The sequence below is a fragment of the Streptomyces sp. NPDC002133 genome (genome assembly GCF_040296405.1).
Lineage (GTDB): Bacteria > Actinomycetota > Actinomycetes > Streptomycetales > Streptomycetaceae > Streptomyces.
The window spans coordinates 1-19241 of sequence record NZ_JBEOXF010000082.1 but is presented as its reverse complement, the minus strand read 5'-3'; the positions used below and the strand labels follow the sequence as shown (position 1 = coordinate 19241).

Annotated in this window: 21 protein-coding genes; 14 read left to right on the top strand and 7 right to left on the bottom strand. The window is 71.5% G+C overall.

The window, feature by feature from the left end; all coding sequences use genetic code 11:
• Positions 1 to 28: 28 nt before the first annotated feature.
• From ABT078_RS38930 to ABT078_RS38920, 3 genes are read left to right on the top strand one after another with little or no spacing between them, the layout of a single operon-like run.
• Positions 29 to 622: a DUF5998 family protein gene (locus ABT078_RS38930; protein ID WP_351236542.1), complete on the top strand. Its 594-nt coding sequence runs from the start codon at positions 29 to 31 to the stop codon at positions 620 to 622.
• Complete coding sequence (locus ABT078_RS38925) at positions 622 to 1824, top strand: alkaline phosphatase family protein (protein ID WP_351236539.1); 1203 nt, start codon at positions 622 to 624, stop codon at positions 1822 to 1824. Before ABT078_RS38930 ends, ABT078_RS38925 begins: the two co-directional genes overlap by 1 nt.
• 59 nt (positions 1825 to 1883) lie before the next feature.
• Positions 1884 to 2534: a thymidine kinase gene (locus ABT078_RS38920; RefSeq protein ID WP_351236537.1), complete on the top strand. Its 651-nt coding sequence runs from the start codon at positions 1884 to 1886 to the stop codon at positions 2532 to 2534.
• 214 nt (positions 2535 to 2748) lie between these two features.
• Here the strand turns inward: ABT078_RS38920 and ABT078_RS38915 are convergent, their stop codons facing one another.
• Positions 2749 to 3525, bottom strand: a complete 777-nt coding sequence (locus tag ABT078_RS38915; protein ID WP_351236535.1) for a VOC family protein — start codon at positions 3523 to 3525, stop codon at positions 2749 to 2751.
• Between the two features lie 231 nt (positions 3526 to 3756).
• On the opposite strand from ABT078_RS38915, the gene ABT078_RS38910 reads away from it, so the two are divergent.
• On the top strand, positions 3757 to 4593 hold the full coding sequence (locus ABT078_RS38910; RefSeq protein WP_351236532.1) for a sulfurtransferase: 837 nt from the start codon (positions 3757 to 3759) through the stop codon (positions 4591 to 4593).
• A gap of 359 nt (positions 4594 to 4952) precedes the next feature.
• Here ABT078_RS38910 and sepH read toward each other — a convergent pair whose 3' ends face one another.
• The 4 genes from sepH to ABT078_RS38890 all read right to left on the bottom strand — a co-directional run bounded on the left by sepH (position 4953) and on the right by ABT078_RS38890 (position 9809).
• Entirely contained in the window at positions 4953 to 6002 is a 1050-nt protein-coding gene (sepH, locus tag ABT078_RS38905; RefSeq protein ID WP_351236530.1) for a septation protein SepH, read from the bottom strand.
• A 756-nt stretch (positions 6003 to 6758) separates the two neighbouring features.
• Positions 6759 to 6923 carry a hypothetical protein gene (locus ABT078_RS38900; RefSeq protein ID WP_351236528.1) on the bottom strand — a complete coding sequence of 55 codons (165 nt, stop codon included), beginning with the start codon at positions 6921 to 6923 and terminating at the stop codon, positions 6759 to 6761.
• A gap of 362 nt (positions 6924 to 7285) precedes the next feature.
• Positions 7286 to 8608 (bottom strand): D-arabinono-1,4-lactone oxidase, encoded by a 1323-nt coding sequence (locus ABT078_RS38895; RefSeq protein ID WP_351236526.1) that lies wholly within the window; start codon positions 8606 to 8608, stop codon positions 7286 to 7288.
• Positions 8565 to 9809, bottom strand: a complete 1245-nt coding sequence (locus ABT078_RS38890) for an MFS transporter (protein WP_351236524.1) — start codon at positions 9807 to 9809, stop codon at positions 8565 to 8567. Before ABT078_RS38890 ends, ABT078_RS38895 begins: the two co-directional genes overlap by 44 nt.
• Before the next feature lie 133 nt (positions 9810 to 9942).
• Here ABT078_RS38890 and ABT078_RS38885 point away from each other — a divergent pair, with 133 nt between their 5' ends.
• Complete coding sequence (locus ABT078_RS38885; RefSeq protein WP_351236522.1) at positions 9943 to 11085, top strand: ferrochelatase; 1143 nt, start codon at positions 9943 to 9945, stop codon at positions 11083 to 11085.
• 8 nt (positions 11086 to 11093) lie between these two features.
• Positions 11094 to 11894: an inositol monophosphatase family protein gene (locus ABT078_RS38880; RefSeq protein WP_351236520.1), complete on the top strand. Its 801-nt coding sequence runs from the start codon at positions 11094 to 11096 to the stop codon at positions 11892 to 11894.
• Between the two features lie 167 nt (positions 11895 to 12061).
• Here ABT078_RS38880 and ABT078_RS38875 read toward each other — a convergent pair whose 3' ends face one another.
• Complete coding sequence (locus ABT078_RS38875) at positions 12062 to 12235, bottom strand: hypothetical protein (protein WP_351236518.1); 174 nt, start codon at positions 12233 to 12235, stop codon at positions 12062 to 12064.
• A gap of 331 nt (positions 12236 to 12566) precedes the next feature.
• Between ABT078_RS38875 and ABT078_RS38870 the strand changes: the two genes are divergently transcribed.
• The 4 genes from ABT078_RS38870 (at position 12567) to ABT078_RS38855 (ending at position 16164) form a co-directional block, all read left to right on the top strand.
• Positions 12567 to 13220, top strand: a complete 654-nt coding sequence (locus ABT078_RS38870; protein ID WP_351236516.1) for a response regulator transcription factor — start codon at positions 12567 to 12569, stop codon at positions 13218 to 13220.
• Between the two features lie 3 nt (positions 13221 to 13223).
• On the top strand, positions 13224 to 14462 hold the full coding sequence (locus tag ABT078_RS38865) for a sensor histidine kinase (protein ID WP_351236513.1): 1239 nt from the start codon (positions 13224 to 13226) through the stop codon (positions 14460 to 14462).
• A 449-nt stretch (positions 14463 to 14911) separates the two neighbouring features.
• Positions 14912 to 15208 (top strand): DUF4193 domain-containing protein, encoded by a 297-nt coding sequence (locus ABT078_RS38860; RefSeq protein WP_166632484.1) that lies wholly within the window; start codon positions 14912 to 14914, stop codon positions 15206 to 15208.
• Between the two features lie 8 nt (positions 15209 to 15216).
• Positions 15217 to 16164: a hypothetical protein gene (locus ABT078_RS38855; RefSeq protein WP_351236511.1), complete on the top strand. Its 948-nt coding sequence runs from the start codon at positions 15217 to 15219 to the stop codon at positions 16162 to 16164.
• Between the two features lie 30 nt (positions 16165 to 16194).
• Here ABT078_RS38855 and ABT078_RS38850 read toward each other — a convergent pair whose 3' ends face one another.
• On the bottom strand, positions 16195 to 16689 hold the full coding sequence (locus ABT078_RS38850; RefSeq protein WP_351236509.1) for a DUF3093 domain-containing protein: 495 nt from the start codon (positions 16687 to 16689) through the stop codon (positions 16195 to 16197).
• Positions 16690 to 16747: 58 nt separating this feature from the next.
• Here ABT078_RS38850 and ABT078_RS38845 point away from each other — a divergent pair, with 58 nt between their 5' ends.
• From ABT078_RS38845 to ABT078_RS38830, 4 genes are all read left to right on the top strand, one after another.
• Positions 16748 to 17323, top strand: a complete 576-nt coding sequence (locus ABT078_RS38845) for a PaaI family thioesterase (protein WP_351236507.1) — start codon at positions 16748 to 16750, stop codon at positions 17321 to 17323.
• Positions 17323 to 17850 carry a dUTP diphosphatase gene (gene dut, locus ABT078_RS38840; RefSeq protein ID WP_351236505.1) on the top strand — a complete coding sequence of 176 codons (528 nt, stop codon included), beginning with the start codon at positions 17323 to 17325 and terminating at the stop codon, positions 17848 to 17850. The genes ABT078_RS38845 and dut overlap by 1 nt, the downstream gene beginning before the upstream one ends.
• A 1-nt stretch (position 17851) precedes the next feature.
• Entirely contained in the window at positions 17852 to 18622 is a 771-nt protein-coding gene (locus ABT078_RS38835; protein ID WP_351236503.1) for a DUF3710 domain-containing protein, read from the top strand.
• Positions 18623 to 18747: 125 nt separating this feature from the next.
• Positions 18748 to 19241 (top strand): ABC transporter ATP-binding protein (locus tag ABT078_RS38830; RefSeq protein ID WP_502981522.1); only part of this gene is annotated, 494 nt, incomplete at its 3' end.

Genomic DNA, 19241 nt, shown 5'->3' with positions numbered 1-19241 from the left:
GGTCCCGCAGCCCCGTAGGATGGAGCGCATGGCGAAGACCGGTACGACGACCCAGGGGCTGCGCACGGCGATCGAGCGCAGCGGCTACTACCCGGCTCTCGTGGCCGAAGCGGTGGAGGCCGCTGTCGGTGGTGAGCAGATCGCGTCGTACCTGGTCCATCAGGAGACCACGTTCGACGCGAACGAGGTCCGCCGCCATGTCACCGTCCTCGTCCTGACCGCCGCCCGCTTCATCGTCAGCCACACCGACGAGCAGGCCGCCGACAGCAGCTCCCCGACGCCGTACGCCACGACCTCGACCGAGTCCGTCAAGCTCGGCCGGATCTCCTCCGTCGTCGTCAGCCGCGTCGTCGCCAACCCCGAGTCGTACACCCCGGGCACCCTCCCCCGCGAGGTCGTCCTCACCATCGGCTGGGGCGCCGTCTCCCGTATCGACCTGGAGCCGGCCGCCTGCGGCGACCCCAACTGCGACGCGGACCACGGCTACACGGGGAGCTCCACCGCGGACGACCTCAGCCTGCGCGTCAGCGAGGCCGGCGACGGCCCCGAGGCGGTCCGGCAGACGCTCGCGTTCGCGCAGGCGCTGTCAGAGGCGACGGCCGCCACGGCCGCCATCCGCTGATGGCCCTGCCCCAGCTGGCCTCCGCCTGGCCCGAGGAACCCGTCCCGCTCGCACTCGGCACCGCGCCCGTCCCGGCGTACGGCTCCGCCTCGCTCGCCGATCTGCTGCCGACGCTCGCCGCGGGCCAGGGCGTGCCCGGACTGGGCTCCTCGATCACGCAGCTCGAGCCCGCCGACCGGAACTGCGTCTTCCTTATCGACGGCCTCGGCTGGGAGCAGCTCAAGGCCCACCCCGAGGACGCCCCCTTCCTGAACTCGCTGCTCGCCTCCTCCTGCGGAGGCACCGGCGTACCGATCACCGTCGGCTTCCCCGCCACCACGGCGACCTCGCTCGCCTCCTTCGGCACCGGCCTGCCACCCGGCGCGCACGGCCTCCCGGGCTACACCGCCCGCAACCCGGACACCGGCGAGCTGATGAACCAGCTGCGCTGGAAGCCGTGGACCTCGCCGCGCGTGTGGCAGCCCTACCCGACGGTCTTCCAGCTGGCCGACGAGGCCGGCGTGCACACCGCGCAGGTCTCCTCGCCGACCTTCCGGGACACTCCGCTCACCAAGATCGCACTCAGTGGCGGAACGTTTCACGGCCGGCTCTCGGGCGAGGAGCGGATGGACTTCGCCGCCAGGCAGCTCGCCGCCGCCGACCGGTCCCTCGTCTACACGTACTACAGCGAGGTCGACGGCAAGGGCCATCGTTTCGGCGTCGACTCCGACGCCTGGCGCGGCCAGCTGATGTACGCCGACCGTCTCGCCCAGCGCCTCGCCGAACAGCTTCCGCCCCGCACCGCGCTGTACGTCACCGCGGACCACGGCATGATCGACATCCCCTTCGACGAGGAGTCGCGGATCGACTTCGACGAGGACTGGGAGTTGCGCGCCGGTGTCGCCCTCCTCGGCGGCGAGGGCCGGGCCCGGCACGTGTACGCCGTCCCGGGCGCCGAGAGCGATGTGCTCGCCGTCTGGCGCGAGGTGCTCGGCGACCGGTTCTGGGTGGCGAGCAGGGACGAGGCGATCGCGGCGGGCTGGTTCGGCCCGCGGGTCGACGAGCGCGTGTACCGGCGCATCGGCGACGTCGTCGCCGCGGCGAGCGACGATGTCGTGATCACCGCATCCGTCAACGAGCCGAACGAGTCGGCGATGGTCGGCATGCACGGCTCCATGACCCCGGCCGAGCAGTTCGTCCCGCTCGTCGAAGTCCGCTCGTAGGCCCTGCCGCACCTCACCCACGCCCCTCGACCACAAAACGGAAAGGCCGTCACATCCCCATGTCCGAGCTGGTGTTCTTCTCCGGAACGATGGACTGCGGAAAGAGCACCTTGGCGCTCCAGATCGAGCACAACCGTTCGGCCCGTGGCCTGCAAGGTGTGATCTTCACCCGCGACGACCGGGCGGGCGAGGGCAAGCTCTCGTCGCGGCTGGGGCTCGTCACCGAAGCCGTCGAGATCACGGAGGGCATGGATGTGTACGCGTACCTCGTCGACCACATGACCCGCGGGGGCAGGGCGGACTACCTGATCGTGGACGAGGCGCAGTTCCTCGCCCCCGGGCAGATAGACCAGCTCGCCCGGATCGTGGACGACCTGGGGCTGGACGTCTTCGCCTTCGGCATCACCACCGACTTCCGCACCAAGCTCTTCCCCGGCTCGCAACGGCTGATCGAGCTGGCGGATCGCATCGAGACCCTGCAGGTCGAGGCCATGTGCTGGTGCGGTGCCCGCGCCACCCACAACGCCCGGACGGTGGGCGGCGAGATGGTCGTGGAGGGTGAGCAGGTCGTTGTCGGCGACGTGAACCGGCCGGCGGAGGAGGTCGGCTACGAGGTGCTGTGCCGACGCCACCACCGACGCCGGATGACGAGCGCGTCGGCCCGGGCAGGCGCGCTGTCCCCGGACGTCCTGCCGATGACGCCCGGCTGAGCGTTCCGGACGCACCCGGCGTCGGCCGCGATCGTGCGGTCACGTCCGGTGGCCGGATCGCCGTCGCGCCTCCCGTCCTGCGCTACCGGCGCGGGGTGCTCCGCAGGTCGTCCGGTGGCCGGATCGCCGTCGCGCCTCCCGTCCTGCGCTACCGGCGCGGGGTGCTCCGCAGGTCGTCCGGTGGCCGGACCGCCGTCGCGCCTCCCGTCCCGCGCTACCGGCGCGGTGTGCTCCGCACGATCGTGAAGACCGCGCCCTCCGGATCCGCCACCGTCGCAATCCGTCCGCTCGTGCCCTCCCGCGGCTCGTGCAGCACGTGCCCGCCGAGGTCCGCCACCAGTGCGGCCGTCTCGTCGGCGTCCTCGACCTCGAAGTACGTCATCCAGTGCGAGCCCCGGTCACGGGGCAGGGTGTTGCCGACCCCGTGCAGAGACGCCACCGGGCGGCCCTCCAGGTGCAGGGTCAGATAGTCGAAGTCGGCGGAGACCACCGGCTCCACGTCGTAACCGAAGACGGACTGGTAGAACTTGCTGACCGACGACGTCTCCCGCGTCACCAGCTCGTGCCAGACCGGGGTGCCGTGCGTGCCGAACAGGGCGATGCCGGCGTGCGCCGCCGCCTGCCACACCCCGAAGACCGCGCCCTCAGGGTCCGCGGCGATCGCCAGCCGGCCCGCGTCCGCCGCGTCCAGCGGCCCGACGCCGACCGTGCCGCCGCACATCCTGATCTGCTCGGCGGTCTCGTCCGCGTCGTCGGTGGCCATGTACGTCGTCCAGGCGAGCGGCAGATGACGGTCGGGCGGGAGTTGACCGATGCCCGCGACCTCCTTGCCGTCGATCAGCGCGCGGACGTAGGGACCGAGCTGCTGAGGGCCGGGGACGAAGTCCCAGCCGAACAGTGCCCGGTAGAAGTCCTGTGTCGCGGCAAGTCCGTGCACCATCAGGCTCACCCAGCAGGGCGTGCCGAGTCTGCGCCGAGTCGCCTCGGTCATCGTCACTCTCTCCTCGGACCATCGTCGTGGCCGTGCGGCGGGGACCGGCTGCGGACCGTCGTACGACGGCGGCCCTGTGCCCGTGCAGATGCTCGCACCAACGGACGGGCCGCGCGCCCGGGCCGCGCCGCAGTTCCGGGGATCCCACAAGGAGAGGATGCCCGTTTCGGCTTCGCCCATCCGTTCCGCCGCCGTTTCGGGCACGCCGTGCCCTGCGCGAGGATGGCTCCTATGACCCCCATCATCACCGCAACAGAACTCGCGAGCGAGTCGGCCGGTCCGCGGCCGCCGGTGCTCCTCGACGTCCGATGGCAGCTGGGCGGCCCGCCGGGACGCCCCGCGTACGAGGCCGGGCATCTGCCCGGTGCCGTGTACGTCGACCTCGACAGCGAACTGGCAGGTCCGCCGGGAGCCGGCGGCCGGCATCCGCTGCCCGACGTGGCGGCCTTCGGCGCCGCGATGCGGCGCGCCGGAGTGTCGGGCTCCAGCCCGGTCGTGGCGTACGACGGCGGCCAGGGCTGGGCAGCGGCGAGGGCGTGGTGGCTGCTGCGGTGGACGGGCCACGAGGACGTACGGGTCCTGGACGGGGGCCTCGCGGCCTGGGACCGTCCGCTGACCACGGAGATCCCCGCTCCGGAGCCGGGCGACTTCGCTCCGGCACCGGGTGCCCTGCCCCTGCTCGACGCGGACGGCGCGGCGGCCCTGGCCCGCTCCGGCCTGCTGCTGGACGCCCGGGCGGCCGAGCGCTACCGCGGCGACGTCGAGCCCATCGACCGGGTCGGCGGCCACATCCCGGGCGCGGTCTCGGCGCCGACGACGGAGAACGTCACCCCGGGAGCCACCACGTTCCTCCCTGCGGGTGACCTGACCGCCCGCTTCAAGCGCCTGGGCGCATCGGACGCCCCAGAGATCGGTGTCTACTGCGGCTCGGGCGTCTCCGGAGCCCACGAGGTCCTGGCACTGGAGATCGCGGGCATCCGGGCCGCGCTGTACGCAGGCTCCTGGTCGGAATGGTCCGCCGACCCCACCCGCCCGGTCGCCACGGGCCCGGACCCTGACTCGCGGTAGTTCTGTCGGGGTCACCCCGTGCCGGGCCGGTTGCCGGTGGGTGTGGGGGTCACCCCGGGCCGGTTGCCGGTGGGTCTGTGGGGGTTGACCCGCGCCGGGCCGGTTGCCGTCCGGGGCCGCCCCGGGGCTCGTGTTCCGGATTGCTCCTCACCGCGCTTCGCGCGCGGCGCTTCGAGTCCCGGATCACGAAACCTGAGCGTCCCGGGGACGGCAGCGCTGGTCGCTCGCCCCGATGGTCGGTGGACAGGTGTTCCTCCCCGAGCCGCGCGCGGTTCGCCTGCCCGAAGGGCTGTGCGGGAGGGTGGGCACGAACCACCCACCGTCCCGCACCCGGGTGTCGATCCGGGGCGGTGCGGCGGCTAGTCCTGCTTCTTCCGGCGCGTACCGAACACGATCTCGTCCCAGCTCGGCACCGCCGCCCGGCGGCCCGGGCGGACGCCGTCCGCCTCGGCCTGGCGGTCGGTCGTGCCGGTGAGCCGGTCGCGGTGGCCGCTGACGGACCGGGGCATGAGCACGTCCGCGTACGCGGACCCGGCACCGGCCGAGGCCGCGGGCGCCGGCGGTTCCTCGGCGTCGGGCTCCTGGATCGCGGGGTCGGTCGCGGACGGGTCGACCGTGGCGGGGCGGTCCGGAACCACCATGTTGCCGCGGAAGCTCGGAACCGCTTCGAGGAGGCTGGTCAGGGAGTCGCGCTCGCCCTCGTCCGGCCCGGGTGCCTGGACCGGCGTCGGCCGCTCCAGGGCTCGGTCGAGTCCACGGTCGAGCGGCCGGTCCCGCGGCAGCCGGGCGATGCGCGGCACGAACGGGAAGCTCGGCTCCTGCGCGATCGCGATGGCGTCGTCGGTCTCACCGATCAGCGCACGTGCCTCGTCGTCGACGGCCTGGACGAGCCGCCGCGGAGGGTCGTACGTCCAGCTCGCCGAGTGCGGCTCACCCGCGACCCGGTAGACCAGCAGCACCTCCCAGGTGCCGTCGTCGCGGCGCCAGGAGTCCCACTGCACGGTGTCCTTCTCGGCGCCGCGCAGCAGCAGCCGCTCCTGCACCGCCTCGCCGAGCTGCGGTCCCGCGTTCTCCCCGGGACGCCGCACGGGAGTCTTGCGCGCCCGCTCCGCCATGAACGCGCGCTCCGCGAGGACGGGGCCCTCGAAGCGTCGCACCCGGTCGACCGGGATACCGGCGAGCTGGGCGACCTCCTCGGCGGAGGCACCTGCTCGTATACGCGCCTGGATGTCGCGGGGACGGAGGTGGCTCTCCACCTCGATCTCGATCTGGCCGAGGCGGGCACGGTCGTTGCGCACCGCAGCGCGCAGTCGCTCGTCAATCGGAAGCGTGTACTCCGTGTTGTCCGCAGCCTTCAGCACCAGTCGTGTGCCGTCGTTGGAGACGGCCACGACACGCAGTTCGGGCATGGGGACCTCCCGGGTGGTGCCTGCCGACGTCACGTGCGTCGCTGCTTCCGCTAGTCGAGTGTGGCCTGCCCGGGTGCAGCCTGCCACAACCTTGCCGAGTTGCCCGGCGTGTCGGGCAAGGGCCCTGGATCGCCGTTATGGCACGGTTACCTACTTGCAACGCAGCGTGACGAGATTCGTCACTCTGTGCAGCAGGCGTCCGTGCGGTGCCGCGGCGCCGCCGGTTCGAGTGCCGCCTTCGGCCCCCTCCCGTAAGTCCGGACGCCCGCGAGGGAGACCGGTCCCAGGGCTCGCCACAGTACTCCATTCGGGCCACGGGGGTGGAGCGGCGCGCCGCCGAACTTGTCGCCGGCGGCGGGAGTTGGGTCCGGGTACCCCGAATCCAGGTGGCAAGCTTCACAGAATCGCCTCAAACGGAACTATTCGCTTCGCCTGTATGTCCCTTCCTGGTGCCCGGTGGGACAGATGGGTCAACAGAGGCTGGAGTTGGCCTCAAGCGGCACGGAGACGAGCGGACGACGGCACAACAGAGGGAGCAATGGCTCGATCTGAGCGTCCCCCAGGTCGCGGACAGCGCACTCGCGGCGGTCGCGGCCGCGGTGCTCGCCTCCCGGCTCGGTGTGTACGGAACCATCGTCGGAGCGGGCGTGGTCGGCGTAGTCGCGACGTGCGGGGGCTGGTCTTCCAGCACCTGTTCCGGCGTACCGGCGAACAGCTCCGCGACGCCGCCACGTCCCGCGCGCCGATGCGTGAGCCTCACGAGGCGTCTCCCGCAGGGGAGTTCGGCGAGGCGACGACGTACTGCACCCGTGTACGTGACCGGAAACGGTCCGTGCCGGCGGCAGTTGTCGTCTTCGCGGTGGCGATGCCCGGCATCACCGCGTACGAACTCGCCTCGGGCAGGGATCTGAGCGGAGGCACCGGCACGACGGTCGGATCGGACGTACGCGGCGGTGGTGAGCACGGCGGCGAGAGCTCCGCACCGAAGCCGACCCCCTCGGACGGGACGTCGGACACCCCGCGGCAGAGCCGGAAAACGAACCGGGACCGGGCCAGGAGGAGCAGGACCAGGACCGGAACGGTGGGCAGAACTCGGCGCCGGGCAGTGACTCCCGCGATGCGAGCCCCGGCGCAACCCGGGAGAGTGAGGGCACGGAGACGGGTGACGGTGGAAGCGCGTCGGAGCCCACCCCCGGCCCCTCGACCCCGTCCGCCGGGGACCCGCAGTCCGCGACGCCCAGCACCCCGGCGACCCCTTCCGTCTCCGCGGAAACGGGCGCGTCCTAGACGCCCAGCACCCGCCGCAGATAGTCGTTCCCGAAGATTCGATCGGGATCCAGCCGGTCCCGCAGTGCCGTGAATTCGCCGAAGCGCGGATACACGCCCTCGAAGTACGCCGCGTCGCGAGTGTGGATCTTGCCCCAGTGCGGCCGGCCTCCGTGCGCGGTCATGATCCGCTCGACCGCGGTGAAGTAGGAGCGGTACGGAGTGCCCTTGTACATGTGCACCGCGATGTACGCGCTCTCGCGGCCCGAGGCCGTCGACAGCGTGATGTCGTCCGCCGGGGCGGTCCGCACCTCGACCGGGAAGCTGATCCGCAGCGGTGAGCGGCCGACCATCGCCTTCACCTCGCGCAGGGCCTCGACCGCCACTGCCCTCGGAAGGGCATACTCCATCTCGACGAAGCGCACCCGGCGGGGACTTGTGAAGACCTTGTAGGGAATATCCGTGTACGTACGGGCGGACAGGGCCCGGCTGGCCAGCCTCGCGATGGACGGGATGGTCGCGGGCACTGCCCGGCCGAGCGAATTGACCACCTGGAACAGCCCGTTGGAGAGCAGCTCGTCCTCGATCCAGCCGCTGACGGCGCCGGGCGGGGCGGCGGGGCCTGCGCTGCGGTTGTTGCGCTTGGTGTTGCAGTTGCCCGTGTGAGGGAACCAGTAGAACTCGAAGTGTTCGTTCTCCGCGTGCAGCTCGTCGAACTCGGCCGTCACCCGGTCGAAGGACATCGGCTCCTCGCGGGCCGTGAGCAGGAAGAGTGGCTCCACGGCGAAAGTGATCGCGCTGACGACCCCCAGTGCGCCGAGGCCGATGCGTGCGGCCGCGAAGACCTCCGGATTCTCCTTCTCGGAGCAGCGCAGCACCGAGCCGTCCGCCGTGATCAGCTCAAGGCCCCTGATCTGGGCGGCGATCGAGGCCGAGTCCCGGCCGGTGCCGTGCGTCCCGGTGCTGGTCGCGCCGGCGACCGTCTGTTCCATGATGTCGCCCATGTTCGTGAGCGAGAGATCCTCACGGGCGAGCGCGGCGTTGAGCCGCTTCAGGGGCGTACCGGCCTCGACGGTCACCGTCATCGCCGTACGGTCGATCTCGCGGATGCCGGTGAGCAGATCGGGCCGTATCAGTACGCCGTCGGTCGCCGCGATCGACGTGAACGAGTGCCCCGCACCGACCGTCTTGACCCGCAGGCCGTCCTCGGCGGCCCGGCGCACGGCCTCGGCCAGCTCGTCGGCCGTGGCGGGGGACACCTCCCGCACCGGATGGGCGGCCACCGTCCCGGCCCAGTTACGCCACGCGCTCCCCGTCATGGTCCTGGATGTGCTCGTCATCCCGCCCCTCCCGCGTCGGCACCGGCCTGCGCAGCCGGCGGTACCCCAGGAACGCGACCACGACCGCGAGCGCTCCCGTCACCGCGGGCACCGCGTACGCAGCACCGGCCCCGTACTCGTCCACCACCCATCCCGAGGCCGACAAGCCGAGTGACACACCGACCGCGAGCCCGGTACCCGTCCAGGTCATGCCCTCGGTCAGCTTGGTGCGTGGTACGTGCGCTTCGACGAGGGCCATCGTCGTCACCATCGTCGGCGCGATGGCCAGGCCCGCGACAAAGAGCGCCACGGCCAGGACCACAAGATTCCCGGCCAGTTGGAGGGGGATCATACTCACGGCCATCGCACAGACACCCAGTACCCACCTGCGGGCCGGCTCGCCCTTGAGATGGAGCAGGCCGAAGACCGCTCCTGCCAGGCAGGAACCCAGGGCGTACACCGCCAGCACCAGGCTCGACGCTGCCTTGTTGCCCTGCTCCTCGGCGAAGGCCACCGTCACCACGTCCACCGAGCCGAAGATCGCGCCCGTGGCGACGAACGTGGCGACGAGCACCTGCAGACCGGGGGAGCGGAGCGCGGAACCCTCGCTCGCCTGCGTGCGCGGGTGCGGTACGGGCTCGGTGGCGCGCTGCGCCGTCAGCCACACGACGCCGATCACGAGGAACACGGTGGAGAGCAGCGGGCCGGCCTCCGGGAACCAGACCGTGGACAGTCCGATGGAGACGATCGGGCCGACGATGAAGCACACCTCGTCGATGATCGACTCGAACGCGTACGCCGTGTGCAGTTCGCGCGTCGAGCCCTGGTAGATCTCGGCCCAGCGGGCCCGGGTCATCGCTCCGACGGCCGGAATGCAGCCGGCGCAGGCGGTGAAGGCGAAGAGGGTCCAGTTGGGCGCGCCCTGCTGGGCGCAGACGAGGAGTCCCGCGACCGCCGCGACCGACACCAGCAGGGCGGGGCGGAGCACCCGGCGCTGACCGTGCCGGTCGACCAGGCGCGACACCTGGGGCCCGAGCACCGCCGCCGAGAGCGCGAGCGTCGCGGAGAGCCAGCCCGCGAGGCTGTAGCGCCCCGTCAGCTGGGAAACCATGACGACGATGCCGACGCCCATCATGGACAGCGGCATACGGCCGAGGAGGCCTGCGGCGGAGAACGCCGCGGTGCCGGGGGCGGCGAAGATCGCGCGGTAGGGACTGGGCAAGGGGATGCTCCGTAAGGAATGTCAGTGGCCGGTACAGCTTACGGGTTAGGTAAGCCTTACTCCAATGCGGTTTCCTGCCTGTCAGTAGGGGCCTCCCCGCCGCAGGCAGGGGAAGGGTGGGAGGATCGGGACCATGGCCGAACAGCTCGATCCCGCTCCCCTCGACCCAGCTCCCTACGACGCTCTGCTGCTGCTGTCCTTCGGCGGTCCCGAGGGCCCGGACGACGTGGTTCCGTTCCTGGAGAACGTGACGCGTGGCCGCGGCATCCCCAAGGCGCGGCTCAAGGAAGTCGGTCAGCACTACTTCCTGTTCGGCGGGGTCAGCCCGATCAACGGCCAGAACCGTGAGCTGCTCGACGCGCTCCGCAAGGACTTCGCGGGCGCCGGCCTCGAGCTGCCGGTCTACTGGGGCAACCGGAACTGGGCGCCGTATCTGACCGACACGCTGCGGGAGATGGTCCTGGACGGGCGCCGGCACGTGGCGGTGCTCGCGACCAGTGCGTACGCCTCGTACTCGGGCTGCCGGCAGTACCGGGAGAATCTGGCGGACGCGCTCGCGACGCTGGAGGCGGAAGGCCTGCCGCTGCCGCGCGTCGACAAGCTGCGGCACTACTTCAACCACCCCGGGTTCATCGGCCCCATGGTGGACGGCGTGCTCGCGTCTCTGGCGGATCTGCCCGGGGAGATACGGGCCGGTGCGCACCTGGCCTTCACCACGCACTCCATCCCCGAGTCCGCCGCGGACGCCTCCGGGCCGGGGTGGGAGCACGGCGAGGGCGGGGCGTACGTGAAGCAGCACCTCGACGTGGCACGCGTGATCGCTGAGGCCGTGCGGGACGAGACGGGGATCGAGCACCCCTGGCGGCTCGTGTACCAGTCGCGCAGCGGGGCGCCGCACATTCCGTGGCTGGAGCCGGACATCTGCGACCACTTGGAGGAGCTGCACGGGGCCGGGGTACCGGCGGTCGTGATGGTGCCGATCGGGTTCGTCTCGGACCACATGGAGGTCCTGTACGACCTGGACACGGAGGCCACGGCGAAGGCCGCCGAGCTGGGGCTGCCGGTGCGGCGCTCGGCGACGGTCGGCGCGGACCCGCGGTTCGCGGCGGCGATCCGGGACCTGGTGCTGGAGCGGGCGGCGACGGTGCGCGGGGCGGTAGTGGAGCGGTGCGCGCTAGGGGCGCTCGGCCCCTCGCACGACCTGTGCCCGATCGGCTGCTGCCCGGCCCGCAGCGAGCGGCCCGCGGCCGCGGGCGCCGACAGTCCGTACGCGTAAGGAGCGCCGTGACCGACCGACTGCTGGACGAACTCCTGTCCCTGGCCCTGGAGGCCGGGCGCAGGGCCGGAGAGCTGCTGCGCGACGGGCGGCCCGAGGACCTCGCCGTGGCCGCGACCAAGTCGAGCCCCATCGACGTGGTCACCGAGATGGACATCGCGGCCGAGAAGCTGATCACCGGTTTCCTGGCCGGACACCGGCCCGACGACGGCTTCCTCGGTGAGGAGGGCGCCTCCACGGAGGGGACCAGCGGCATCCGCTGGGTCATCGATCCGCTGGACGGCACCGTCAACTACCTGTACGGACTGCCTACCTGGGCGGTGTCCATCGCGGCCGAGCGGGACGGCGAGACGGTCGTCGGTGTCGTCGAGGCGCCGATGCGGGGCGAGACGTTCCACGCCGTGCTCGGCGGCGGCGCCCGCTGCGGCGACCGCCGGCTGCGCTGCAGGCCCGCGCCCCCGCTGGACCAGGCGCTGGTCTCGACCGGCTTCAACTACGTACAGTCCGTCCGCAGCCACCAGGCCGACGTCGCCCAGCGGCTGATCCCCCGCCTCCGTGACATCCGCCGCAGCGGTTCGGCGGCCGTCGACCTGTGCGACGTCGCCGCGGGCCGTCTCGACGGTTACTACGAGCGCGGCCTCAATCCCTGGGACCTCGCGGCCGGCGACCTCATCGCCCGCGAGGCGGGCGCCCTCACCGGCTCCCGCCCGGGCGAGCCGCCGTCCGGAGATCTCACGGTCGCCGCGTCGCCCGGCGTCTTCGAACCGCTGCAGCGCATCCTCGACGACCTGGGCGCCTGGCACGACTGACGCCGTGCCGGCGGCGGCCCACTCCCCACCCCGTCCCTTCCCGAAGGGGCGGGGTGGGCATCAATATGCGGCTTCGCCGCGTGGGCCCGCCGCAGGCAGGCGCGAGGCGCCGCATGCGCGAGGGCCCGACGCCGGGACAAGCCGGCGTCGGGCCCTCGTGTAGGTGGTCAGACGCTCGCGGCGCCGACTTCCACGCCGTGCTCGGCGGCGAGGCGGTGCAGGTCGTCCAGCTCGGCCTGCTCGACATCCACCAGGAAGTCGTCGCCCGTTTCGCGAGCCCGCGTGAGGTCGGTCTCCGTGGCCCTGATGCGCTGCAGGAGTCCTGCGGTGAATGCGTCCATGGTTGCGCCCCCTCGTCGTGGGTCGGTGGCACGGGGGTGTGCCTACGGCGGGTTGATCACGCTTTCTCCCTGGGGACAGGGAGCGGGGTGTGGCAAGCCACATACATGGCGTGATCGCGGGTGTGCAGTCGTCCTCCCCAGGGTCACCCTCGGAGAAACCTCAACTCCACCGGGAATCCGTTGAATTCCCGGTGCCCCCGGGGGTGCTCCTCCGCCTTACACCCGGTTTACGCGCGTAAGGGGCAGGATGGAGGCACACATCAGTGCCAGCCATCACTACCACCTGCCCTGATTCACGGGATCGGGCAGGTCCAGAGGAAGGACCAGCCACGTGCGCGTACTCGTCGTCGAGGACGAGCAGCTGCTCGCCGATGCGGTGGCCACCGGACTGCGCCGGGAGGCCATGGCCGTCGACGTCGTGTACGACGGCGCCGCCGCCCTGGAGCGCATCGGGGTGAACGACTACGACGTGGTCGTCCTCGACCGTGACCTGCCACTCGTCCACGGCGACGACGTCTGCCGCAAGATCGTCGAGTTGGGCATGCCCACCCGCGTCCTGATGCTCACCGCGTCCGGCGACGTGAGCGACCGCGTCGAGGGCCTGGAGCTCGGTGCCGACGACTACCTGCCGAAGCCGTTCGCGTTCACCGAACTCATCGCCCGCGTGCGTGCCCTCGGGCGGCGTACGACCGTCCCGCTGCCGCCCGTCCTGGAGCGCGCCGGCATCAAGCTGGACCCGAACCGCCGCGAGATCTTCCGCGACGGCAAGGAGATCCAGCTCGCCCCGAAGGAGTTCGCCGTGCTGGAGGTGCTCATGCGCAGCGAGGGCGCGGTGGTCTCGGCCGAGCAGCTGCTCGAGAAGGCCTGGGACGAGAACACCGACCCGTTCACCAACGTCGTCCGGGTCACCGTCATGACCCTGCGCCGCAAGCTCGGCGAGCCCCCCGTGATCGTCACCGTCCCCGGCTCCGGCTACCGGATCTGACCCGTGGCCACCGTTCCCGCGCCCCCCACGGCGCCCCCGAAACCCACCTGGGACCCCAGAGAGCCCGCCGGCCCGCTGCTGCGTCCGACCATCCGGATACGGCTCACGCTGCTGTACGGCGGTATGTTCCTGATCGCGGGCATCCTGCTGCTCTCGATCATCTATCTGCTGACCGCCCAGGCACTGCACGCCGGCAACGAGATGCCGTTCAAGCTGCTGCCCGACAGCAAGGTCGAGCTGACCAGCAACGCGTGCCCGGCATTGCAGTTCGGACTGACCGCCGACCAGGTCAACGCAGCCCTCAAGATCTGCTTCGCCGAGCAGCGCCAGCAGGCCCTGGACGACCTCCTCACCCGCTCCCTCTTCGCCCTCGTCGGCCTCAGCGTCATCGCCTTCGCCTTCGGCTACGCCATGGCGGGCCGGGTCCTCTCCCCGCTCGGCAAGATCACCCGCACCGCGCGCCGTGTGGTCGGCTCCGACCTCACCCGGCGGATCGAGCTGGACGGCCCGGACGACGAGCTGAAGGAGCTCGCCGACACCTTCGACGAGATGCTGGAGCGGCTCGAGCGTGCCTTCACGGCACAGCAGCGGTTCGTCGCCAACGCCTCGCACGAGCTGCGCACGCCGCTGGCGATCAACCGCACCCTGCTGGAGGTCCACCTCTCGGATCCTTCGGCCCCGGACGAGCTGCGTCAGCTCGGCAAGACGCTGCTGGCCACCAACGAGCGCAGCGAGCAGCTCGTGGAGGGCCTACTGCTGCTCGCCCGCAGCGACAACCAGATCGTCGAGCGCAAGCCCGTCGACCTTGCCGAGGTCGCCACGCGGGCCGTCGACCAGGCCCGCAGTGAGGCCGAGGCGAAGGGCGTGGAGTTCCGCGGCCGGCGCGCACCCGTCGTCGTGCAGGGCAATGGCGTCCTGCTGGAGCGGATCGCCCTGAACCTCGTGCAGAACGCCGTGCGCTACAACGTGCCGGAGGGCGGCTGGGTGGAGGTCACCACCGAGCTCGCGCACGGCCAGGCGGTGCTGGTGGTGTCCAACACGGGCCCGGTCGTCCCGGCGTACGAGATCGACAATCTGTTCGAGCCCTTCCGGCGGCTGCGCCAGGCGCGGACCGGCAGTGACAAGGGCGTCGGTCTCGGCCTGTCGATCGCGCGCTCAGTTGCGCGCGCCCACGAGGGCCGTATCATCGCGGAGCCGCGCGAGGGCGGCGGGCTCGTGATGCGTGTGACTCTGCCGGTCTGACGTGCCGGTCCCAATGTCGCCCCCACCGCTGCCGGCCGATCGTCGGCAGGTGACGGGCGGCAAAGGCCGAAGATTTTTTCTGTTCGCTTTACGCGGAATTTTCGGGACTCGTACCCGCAAAGTCCGTGTGTGATCGATCACAAGGGCGAATTTTCGGCCATCTACTCTCCGTGATCAAGAATCTGTTGGAAAGCCGGTAAAAGTCCGGGTTTCCAGGGGTCCGGATCACGGGAAGTACACGGGGTGGCGCCCGTGAAGTGCGACATTCGGACCGTGTACGGTCCCGATCGCCATCCAACCCGATCACTCTTGAGGGGTCCGGTTGGGTGTCGATTGAGTAACAGACCTTGATGTGAGGCAAAATCTCCGCCTCGGGTCGGGCACAAGTCCGGCCTCTCACGCGTTACGTGCGCTGGAGACACCGCAGACACCCAGAGGGGGAGAGGTACATGGCAACGGATTACGACACCCCACGCAAGACCGATGACGACCTCAACGAGGACAGCATCGAAGAGCTCAAGGCTCGTCGGAACGACAAGACGACGTCGACCGTCGACGTCGACGAGTTCGAGGCCGCCGAAGGTCTGGAGCTGCCCGGAGCCGACCTCTCGAACGAGGAGCTGGCCGTCCGGGTGCTGCCCAAGCAGGCCGACGAGTTCACCTGCATGAGCTGCTTCCTCGTGCACCACCGGAGCCAGCTGGCCCGTGAGAAGAACGGCCAGCCGATCTGCCGCGACTGCGACTGAGGTCCGCCGTGGCAGGCGGGACACCGCCCGGGAAACCCGGGAAGCTGCGCCGGTGGCGGAAGGGTTCCCCGGAGCCGGAAGCGCCCCAGGGCGCTCCCGGCCCGCTGGAGGGTGCCCGGGCGCCCGAGGGATCCGGGGACGGGCACACCGGCCACCCGTCCCTTCCCGGTGACGCACGTGACGACGAGCGGGGCCTCCCGGCCTCGCTCGAGGCGGGCGCGCACGAAGGGCCGCCGGCCCGAGGCCGGCGCCGGGACGCGGTGAGGGCCGGAGTGCGCAGGAGCGGCCTGGCCGCCAAGGCCACGCTCGGCTTCGTCGCCGACCGTCTCATCGAGGTGACACCGCGCATCCCCGTGCGCGACCTCGCGACCCTGCGCGAGCAGTTCCCGGGCCTCGGCCCCGAGCAGCTCGCCGACAAGCTCATCGCGGGCGCGGCCAACGGCACGTCCGCCGTGGGCGCCGGCATCGGCGCGGCGGCCATGATGCCCGTTCCGCCCGCGCTGCCGGCCGAGCTGGCCACCGAGATCGTGGGCGTCGCCGCGATCGAGCTGAAACTCATCGCCGAGCTGTACGAGGTCTACGGGCAGCGACCGCCCGGCAATCTCAAGGAGCGCGCCACCGCGTATCTGAACTCCTGGTCGGAGGAGCGCGGCATCGACGTGACCAAGCCGATGACGATCAACGCCGCACTCGGCGGCCAGATGAAGCGCGAGCTGCGTCAGCAGATCATGAAGCGCATGGTCCGCAACCTGCCGAACCTGATGCCGTTCATGGTCGGTGCCGCCGTCGGAGCCGTGATGAACCGGCGGGACACCAGAAAGCTTGCCGAGCGCATCAGGAAGGACCTGCGGGCCCGCCAGGTCCCCTGGGACGCGCTGCCGGAGCTGCCCCGGCTGGAGAAGGGGGAGCTGCCCGAGGAGCTTCCGCCCGAGCTGCGCAGACAGCTGGAGGGCTGACCGCGCGCCCACGGCGCCCGCCGCGCGGCGTCAGACCGTCCGTACGGCGTCGAGCGCCGCCACCAGTGCCCGCGGATCCCGGGTCGAGACGTACACGTACGGTGTCGGGTCCTCAGGATCCGTGACGGTCACGCGCACCGCCGTCGGCACATAGCTGCGCAGCAGCATGTACGCGCGCGGATCCGCCTTGTGCGAGCGCCAGGCCCGTGCCTCCTCCGCGTCCAGCACCTCGGCCTCGCCGAGGGCCGACACCGGGATGCGGGCATCGCCGGCGACGAGCGAGCCGGCCACCACCCGGATCCGGGCGGAGCCGTACGAACTCACCGCGGTCGCTGCCAGCGCGCCGGCGACGATCAGTCCGCCCAGCATCGGCACCGCGCCCAGCGGAAGTAGCAGGAGACCGCCGGAGAGCGCCACCAGGGCAGTGATCACCCACCAGGAGCGGGGGGCGGTGAGACGTTCGTCGTAGCGCGGCCCGGAGGACGGGCCGGCCGGGGAGCCGGATGGCGTGGCGGAAGGCTGCATGAATCCAAGCTTGGCACGGCGCTACCTGCGGCTACCCGCGCGGGTAAGGTCTGCGCCTGTGAGTACTGCACTGACCCCTCCGGCCGACGCCGTACCGCCGGTACGGCACCCCGACGCCCCCGCCCCGGGCGAGCTCCTCGGCGCACACTACGAGTACTGCTTCGGCTGCGGCGGAGGACAGGCCCACGGGCTGCACCTGGAGGCGCGGGCCGGTGAAGGCGTGAGTCTCACCGCCGAGTTCACCGTCACCCCGGCCCACCAGGGCGCGCCGGGCCTCGCCCACGGCGGCGTACTGGCCACGGCGCTCGACGAGACGCTCGGCTCGCTGAACTGGCTGCTGCGGGTCATCGCCGTGACCGGGCGGCTGGAGACCGACTTCGTCAGGCCCGTGCCCGTGGACACGGTCCTGCACCTGGAGGCCGAGGTCACCGCCGTCAGCGGCCGCAAGATCTACTCGACGGCCACCGGCCGGATCGGCGGTCCCGAGGGACCCGTCGCCGTCCGCGCCGAAGCCCTCTTCGTCGAGGTCAAGGTCGACCACTTCATCGAGAACGGCCGCCCGGCGGAGATCCAGGCCGCCATGGCGGATCCCGACCAGGTCAGGCGCGCCCGCGCCTTCGAGGTGAACCCCTGATGCGCAACCCTGTCGACGTACTGATCCGGCGTGTGGACCCGGAGGTACCGATTCCGTCATACGGACACCCGGGCGATGCCGGTGTCGATCTGGTGACCACCGTGGCCGCCGAGCTCGCACCCGGAGAGCGCACGGTGCTGCCCACGGGAGTGTCCATCGCCCTCCCCGACGGGTATGCGGCCTTCGTGCATCCGCGCTCGGGGCTGGCGGCCCGCTGTGGTCTCGCCCTCGTGAATGCCCCAGGGACGGTGGATGCCGGGTACCGTGGGGAGATCAAGGTGATCGTGGTCAATCTGGACCCGCGCGAGAGCGTGCGGTTCGAACGGTTCGACCGGATTGCTCAACTGGTCGTCCAGCAGGTCGAGAAGGTGCGCTTCCACGAGGTGGCGGAGCTTCCCGGCTCGGCGCGGGCCGAGGGGGGCTTCGGGTCCACCGGCGGTCATGCCGCCGTGGGCGGGTCGGCCGTGGGCAGCGCACAGGGTGGGAATCGATACGCTTCGGTCGTATCCGACCGGGAAGGACAGTGACGTGTTCGGACGTCGCAAGAAGAGCGGAACCGCCGAGAAGGTGGCGGGCGAGGCCGAGCAGGTCGTCGACGAGCTCGACACGGAGGACGCGGCGGCTTCGCATGACGCGCCGCGCCGGGTGAACCTTCCGCCGGCGCCCCGGCCCGACGGTCCGTGGGACGTCTCCGAGGTCTCCAGGCCTGGCGAGGGCCGGGTGGACCTGGGCGGTCTCTTCGTGCCCGGAGTCGAGGGCATGGAGCTGCGCGTGGAGGTCGCGGGCGACGCGATCGTCGCGGCGACGGTCGTGCTGCGGGACAGCGCGGTCCAGCTGCAGGCGTTCGCCGCCCCCAAGAAGGAGGGCATCTGGGGCGAGGTCCGCGAGGAGATCGCCTCCGGCATCACCCAGCAGGGCGGCGTCATCGACGAGGTCGAGGGCCCGCTGGGCTGGGAGCTGCGCGCCCAGGTCCCGGTCCAGCTTCCGGACGGCACGGGAGGCGTGCAGCTCGTGCGCTTCGTCGGGGTCGACGGACCGCGCTGGTTCCTGCGCGGCGTGATCTCCGGGCAGGGCGCGGTGCAGCCGCAGGCGGCCGGTCTGCTGGAGCAGATCTTCCGGGACACGGTCGTCGTGCGCGGCGAAGGCCCCATGGCGCCTCGCGATCCGATCGTCCTCAAGCTGCCGAACGACGCCCAGATGGTGCCCGAGGGCGTCCAGCAGGAGGAGCAGGAGGGCTCCCGCTTCTCCGGCGGGATGGGACAGCTGCAGCGGGGCCCGGAGATCACCGAGGTGCGCTGAGGAACACGTGGCGGGCCGCACTCCGTTTCCGGGGTGCGGCCCGTCGGCGTTTCACCAGGGCATTGCCCGGATGCGTGCCGCCTGCACATACTGGCGCGACACCGATCCACGACGTGGGGGAACGTATGGCTGAGCGCTCGTCCGGACACTCGAGGCTCTCGGCGGGCGCGGCCGTGGTGGGGGAGTCGAGGAGCGGGCCGATGGTCCGTGTGGAGAACCTGCACCGCTCGTACGGCACCGGTGCCGCCGCCGTGCATGCCCTGCGGGGGGTGTCCTTCGAGATCCCGCGCGGTGAGCTCGTCGCGCTCAAGGGCCGCTCCGGGTCGGGCAAGACCACGCTGCTCAACCTGGTCGGCGGCCTGGACAGCCCGGACGGGGGCCGCATCAGCGTCGACGGCACGGAGATCTCCGCGCTCGGCGAGGACGGCCTCCTGCAGCTGCGCCGTGACCGCATCGGCTTCATCTTCCAGTCCTTCGGGCTGATCCCGATCCTCACGGCCGCCGAGAACGTCGGCGTGCCGCTTCGGCTGCGCAAGGCGGACCCGCGCGAGCGCGAGGAGCGCGTGCAGCTGCTGCTGTCCCTCGTCGGCCTGGCCGACCACGCCGCCCAGCGGCCGGG

Coding starts and splice junctions, on each gene's coding strand:
- ABT078_RS38930 (WP_351236542.1), top strand. CDS start 29: ATGGCGAAGACCGGTACGACGACCCAGGGGCTGCGCACGGCGATCGAG.
- ABT078_RS38925 (WP_351236539.1), top strand. CDS start 622: ATGGCCCTGCCCCAGCTGGCCTCCGCCTGGCCCGAGGAACCCGTCCCG.
- ABT078_RS38920 (WP_351236537.1), top strand. CDS start 1,884: ATGTCCGAGCTGGTGTTCTTCTCCGGAACGATGGACTGCGGAAAGAGC.
- ABT078_RS38915 (WP_351236535.1), bottom strand. CDS start 3,525: ATGACCGAGGCGACTCGGCGCAGACTCGGCACGCCCTGCTGGGTGAGC.
- ABT078_RS38910 (WP_351236532.1), top strand. CDS start 3,757: ATGACCCCCATCATCACCGCAACAGAACTCGCGAGCGAGTCGGCCGGT.
- sepH (WP_351236530.1), bottom strand. CDS start 6,002: ATGCCCGAACTGCGTGTCGTGGCCGTCTCCAACGACGGCACACGACTG.
- ABT078_RS38895 (WP_351236526.1), bottom strand. CDS start 8,608: ATGACGAGCACATCCAGGACCATGACGGGGAGCGCGTGGCGTAACTGG.
- ABT078_RS38885 (WP_351236522.1), top strand. CDS start 9,943: ATGGCCGAACAGCTCGATCCCGCTCCCCTCGACCCAGCTCCCTACGAC.
- ABT078_RS38875 (WP_351236518.1), bottom strand. CDS start 12,235: ATGGACGCATTCACCGCAGGACTCCTGCAGCGCATCAGGGCCACGGAG.
- ABT078_RS38860 (WP_166632484.1), top strand. CDS start 14,912: ATGGCAACGGATTACGACACCCCACGCAAGACCGATGACGACCTCAAC.
- ABT078_RS38850 (WP_351236509.1), bottom strand. CDS start 16,689: ATGCAGCCTTCCGCCACGCCATCCGGCTCCCCGGCCGGCCCGTCCTCC.
- dut (WP_351236505.1), top strand. CDS start 17,323: ATGCGCAACCCTGTCGACGTACTGATCCGGCGTGTGGACCCGGAGGTA.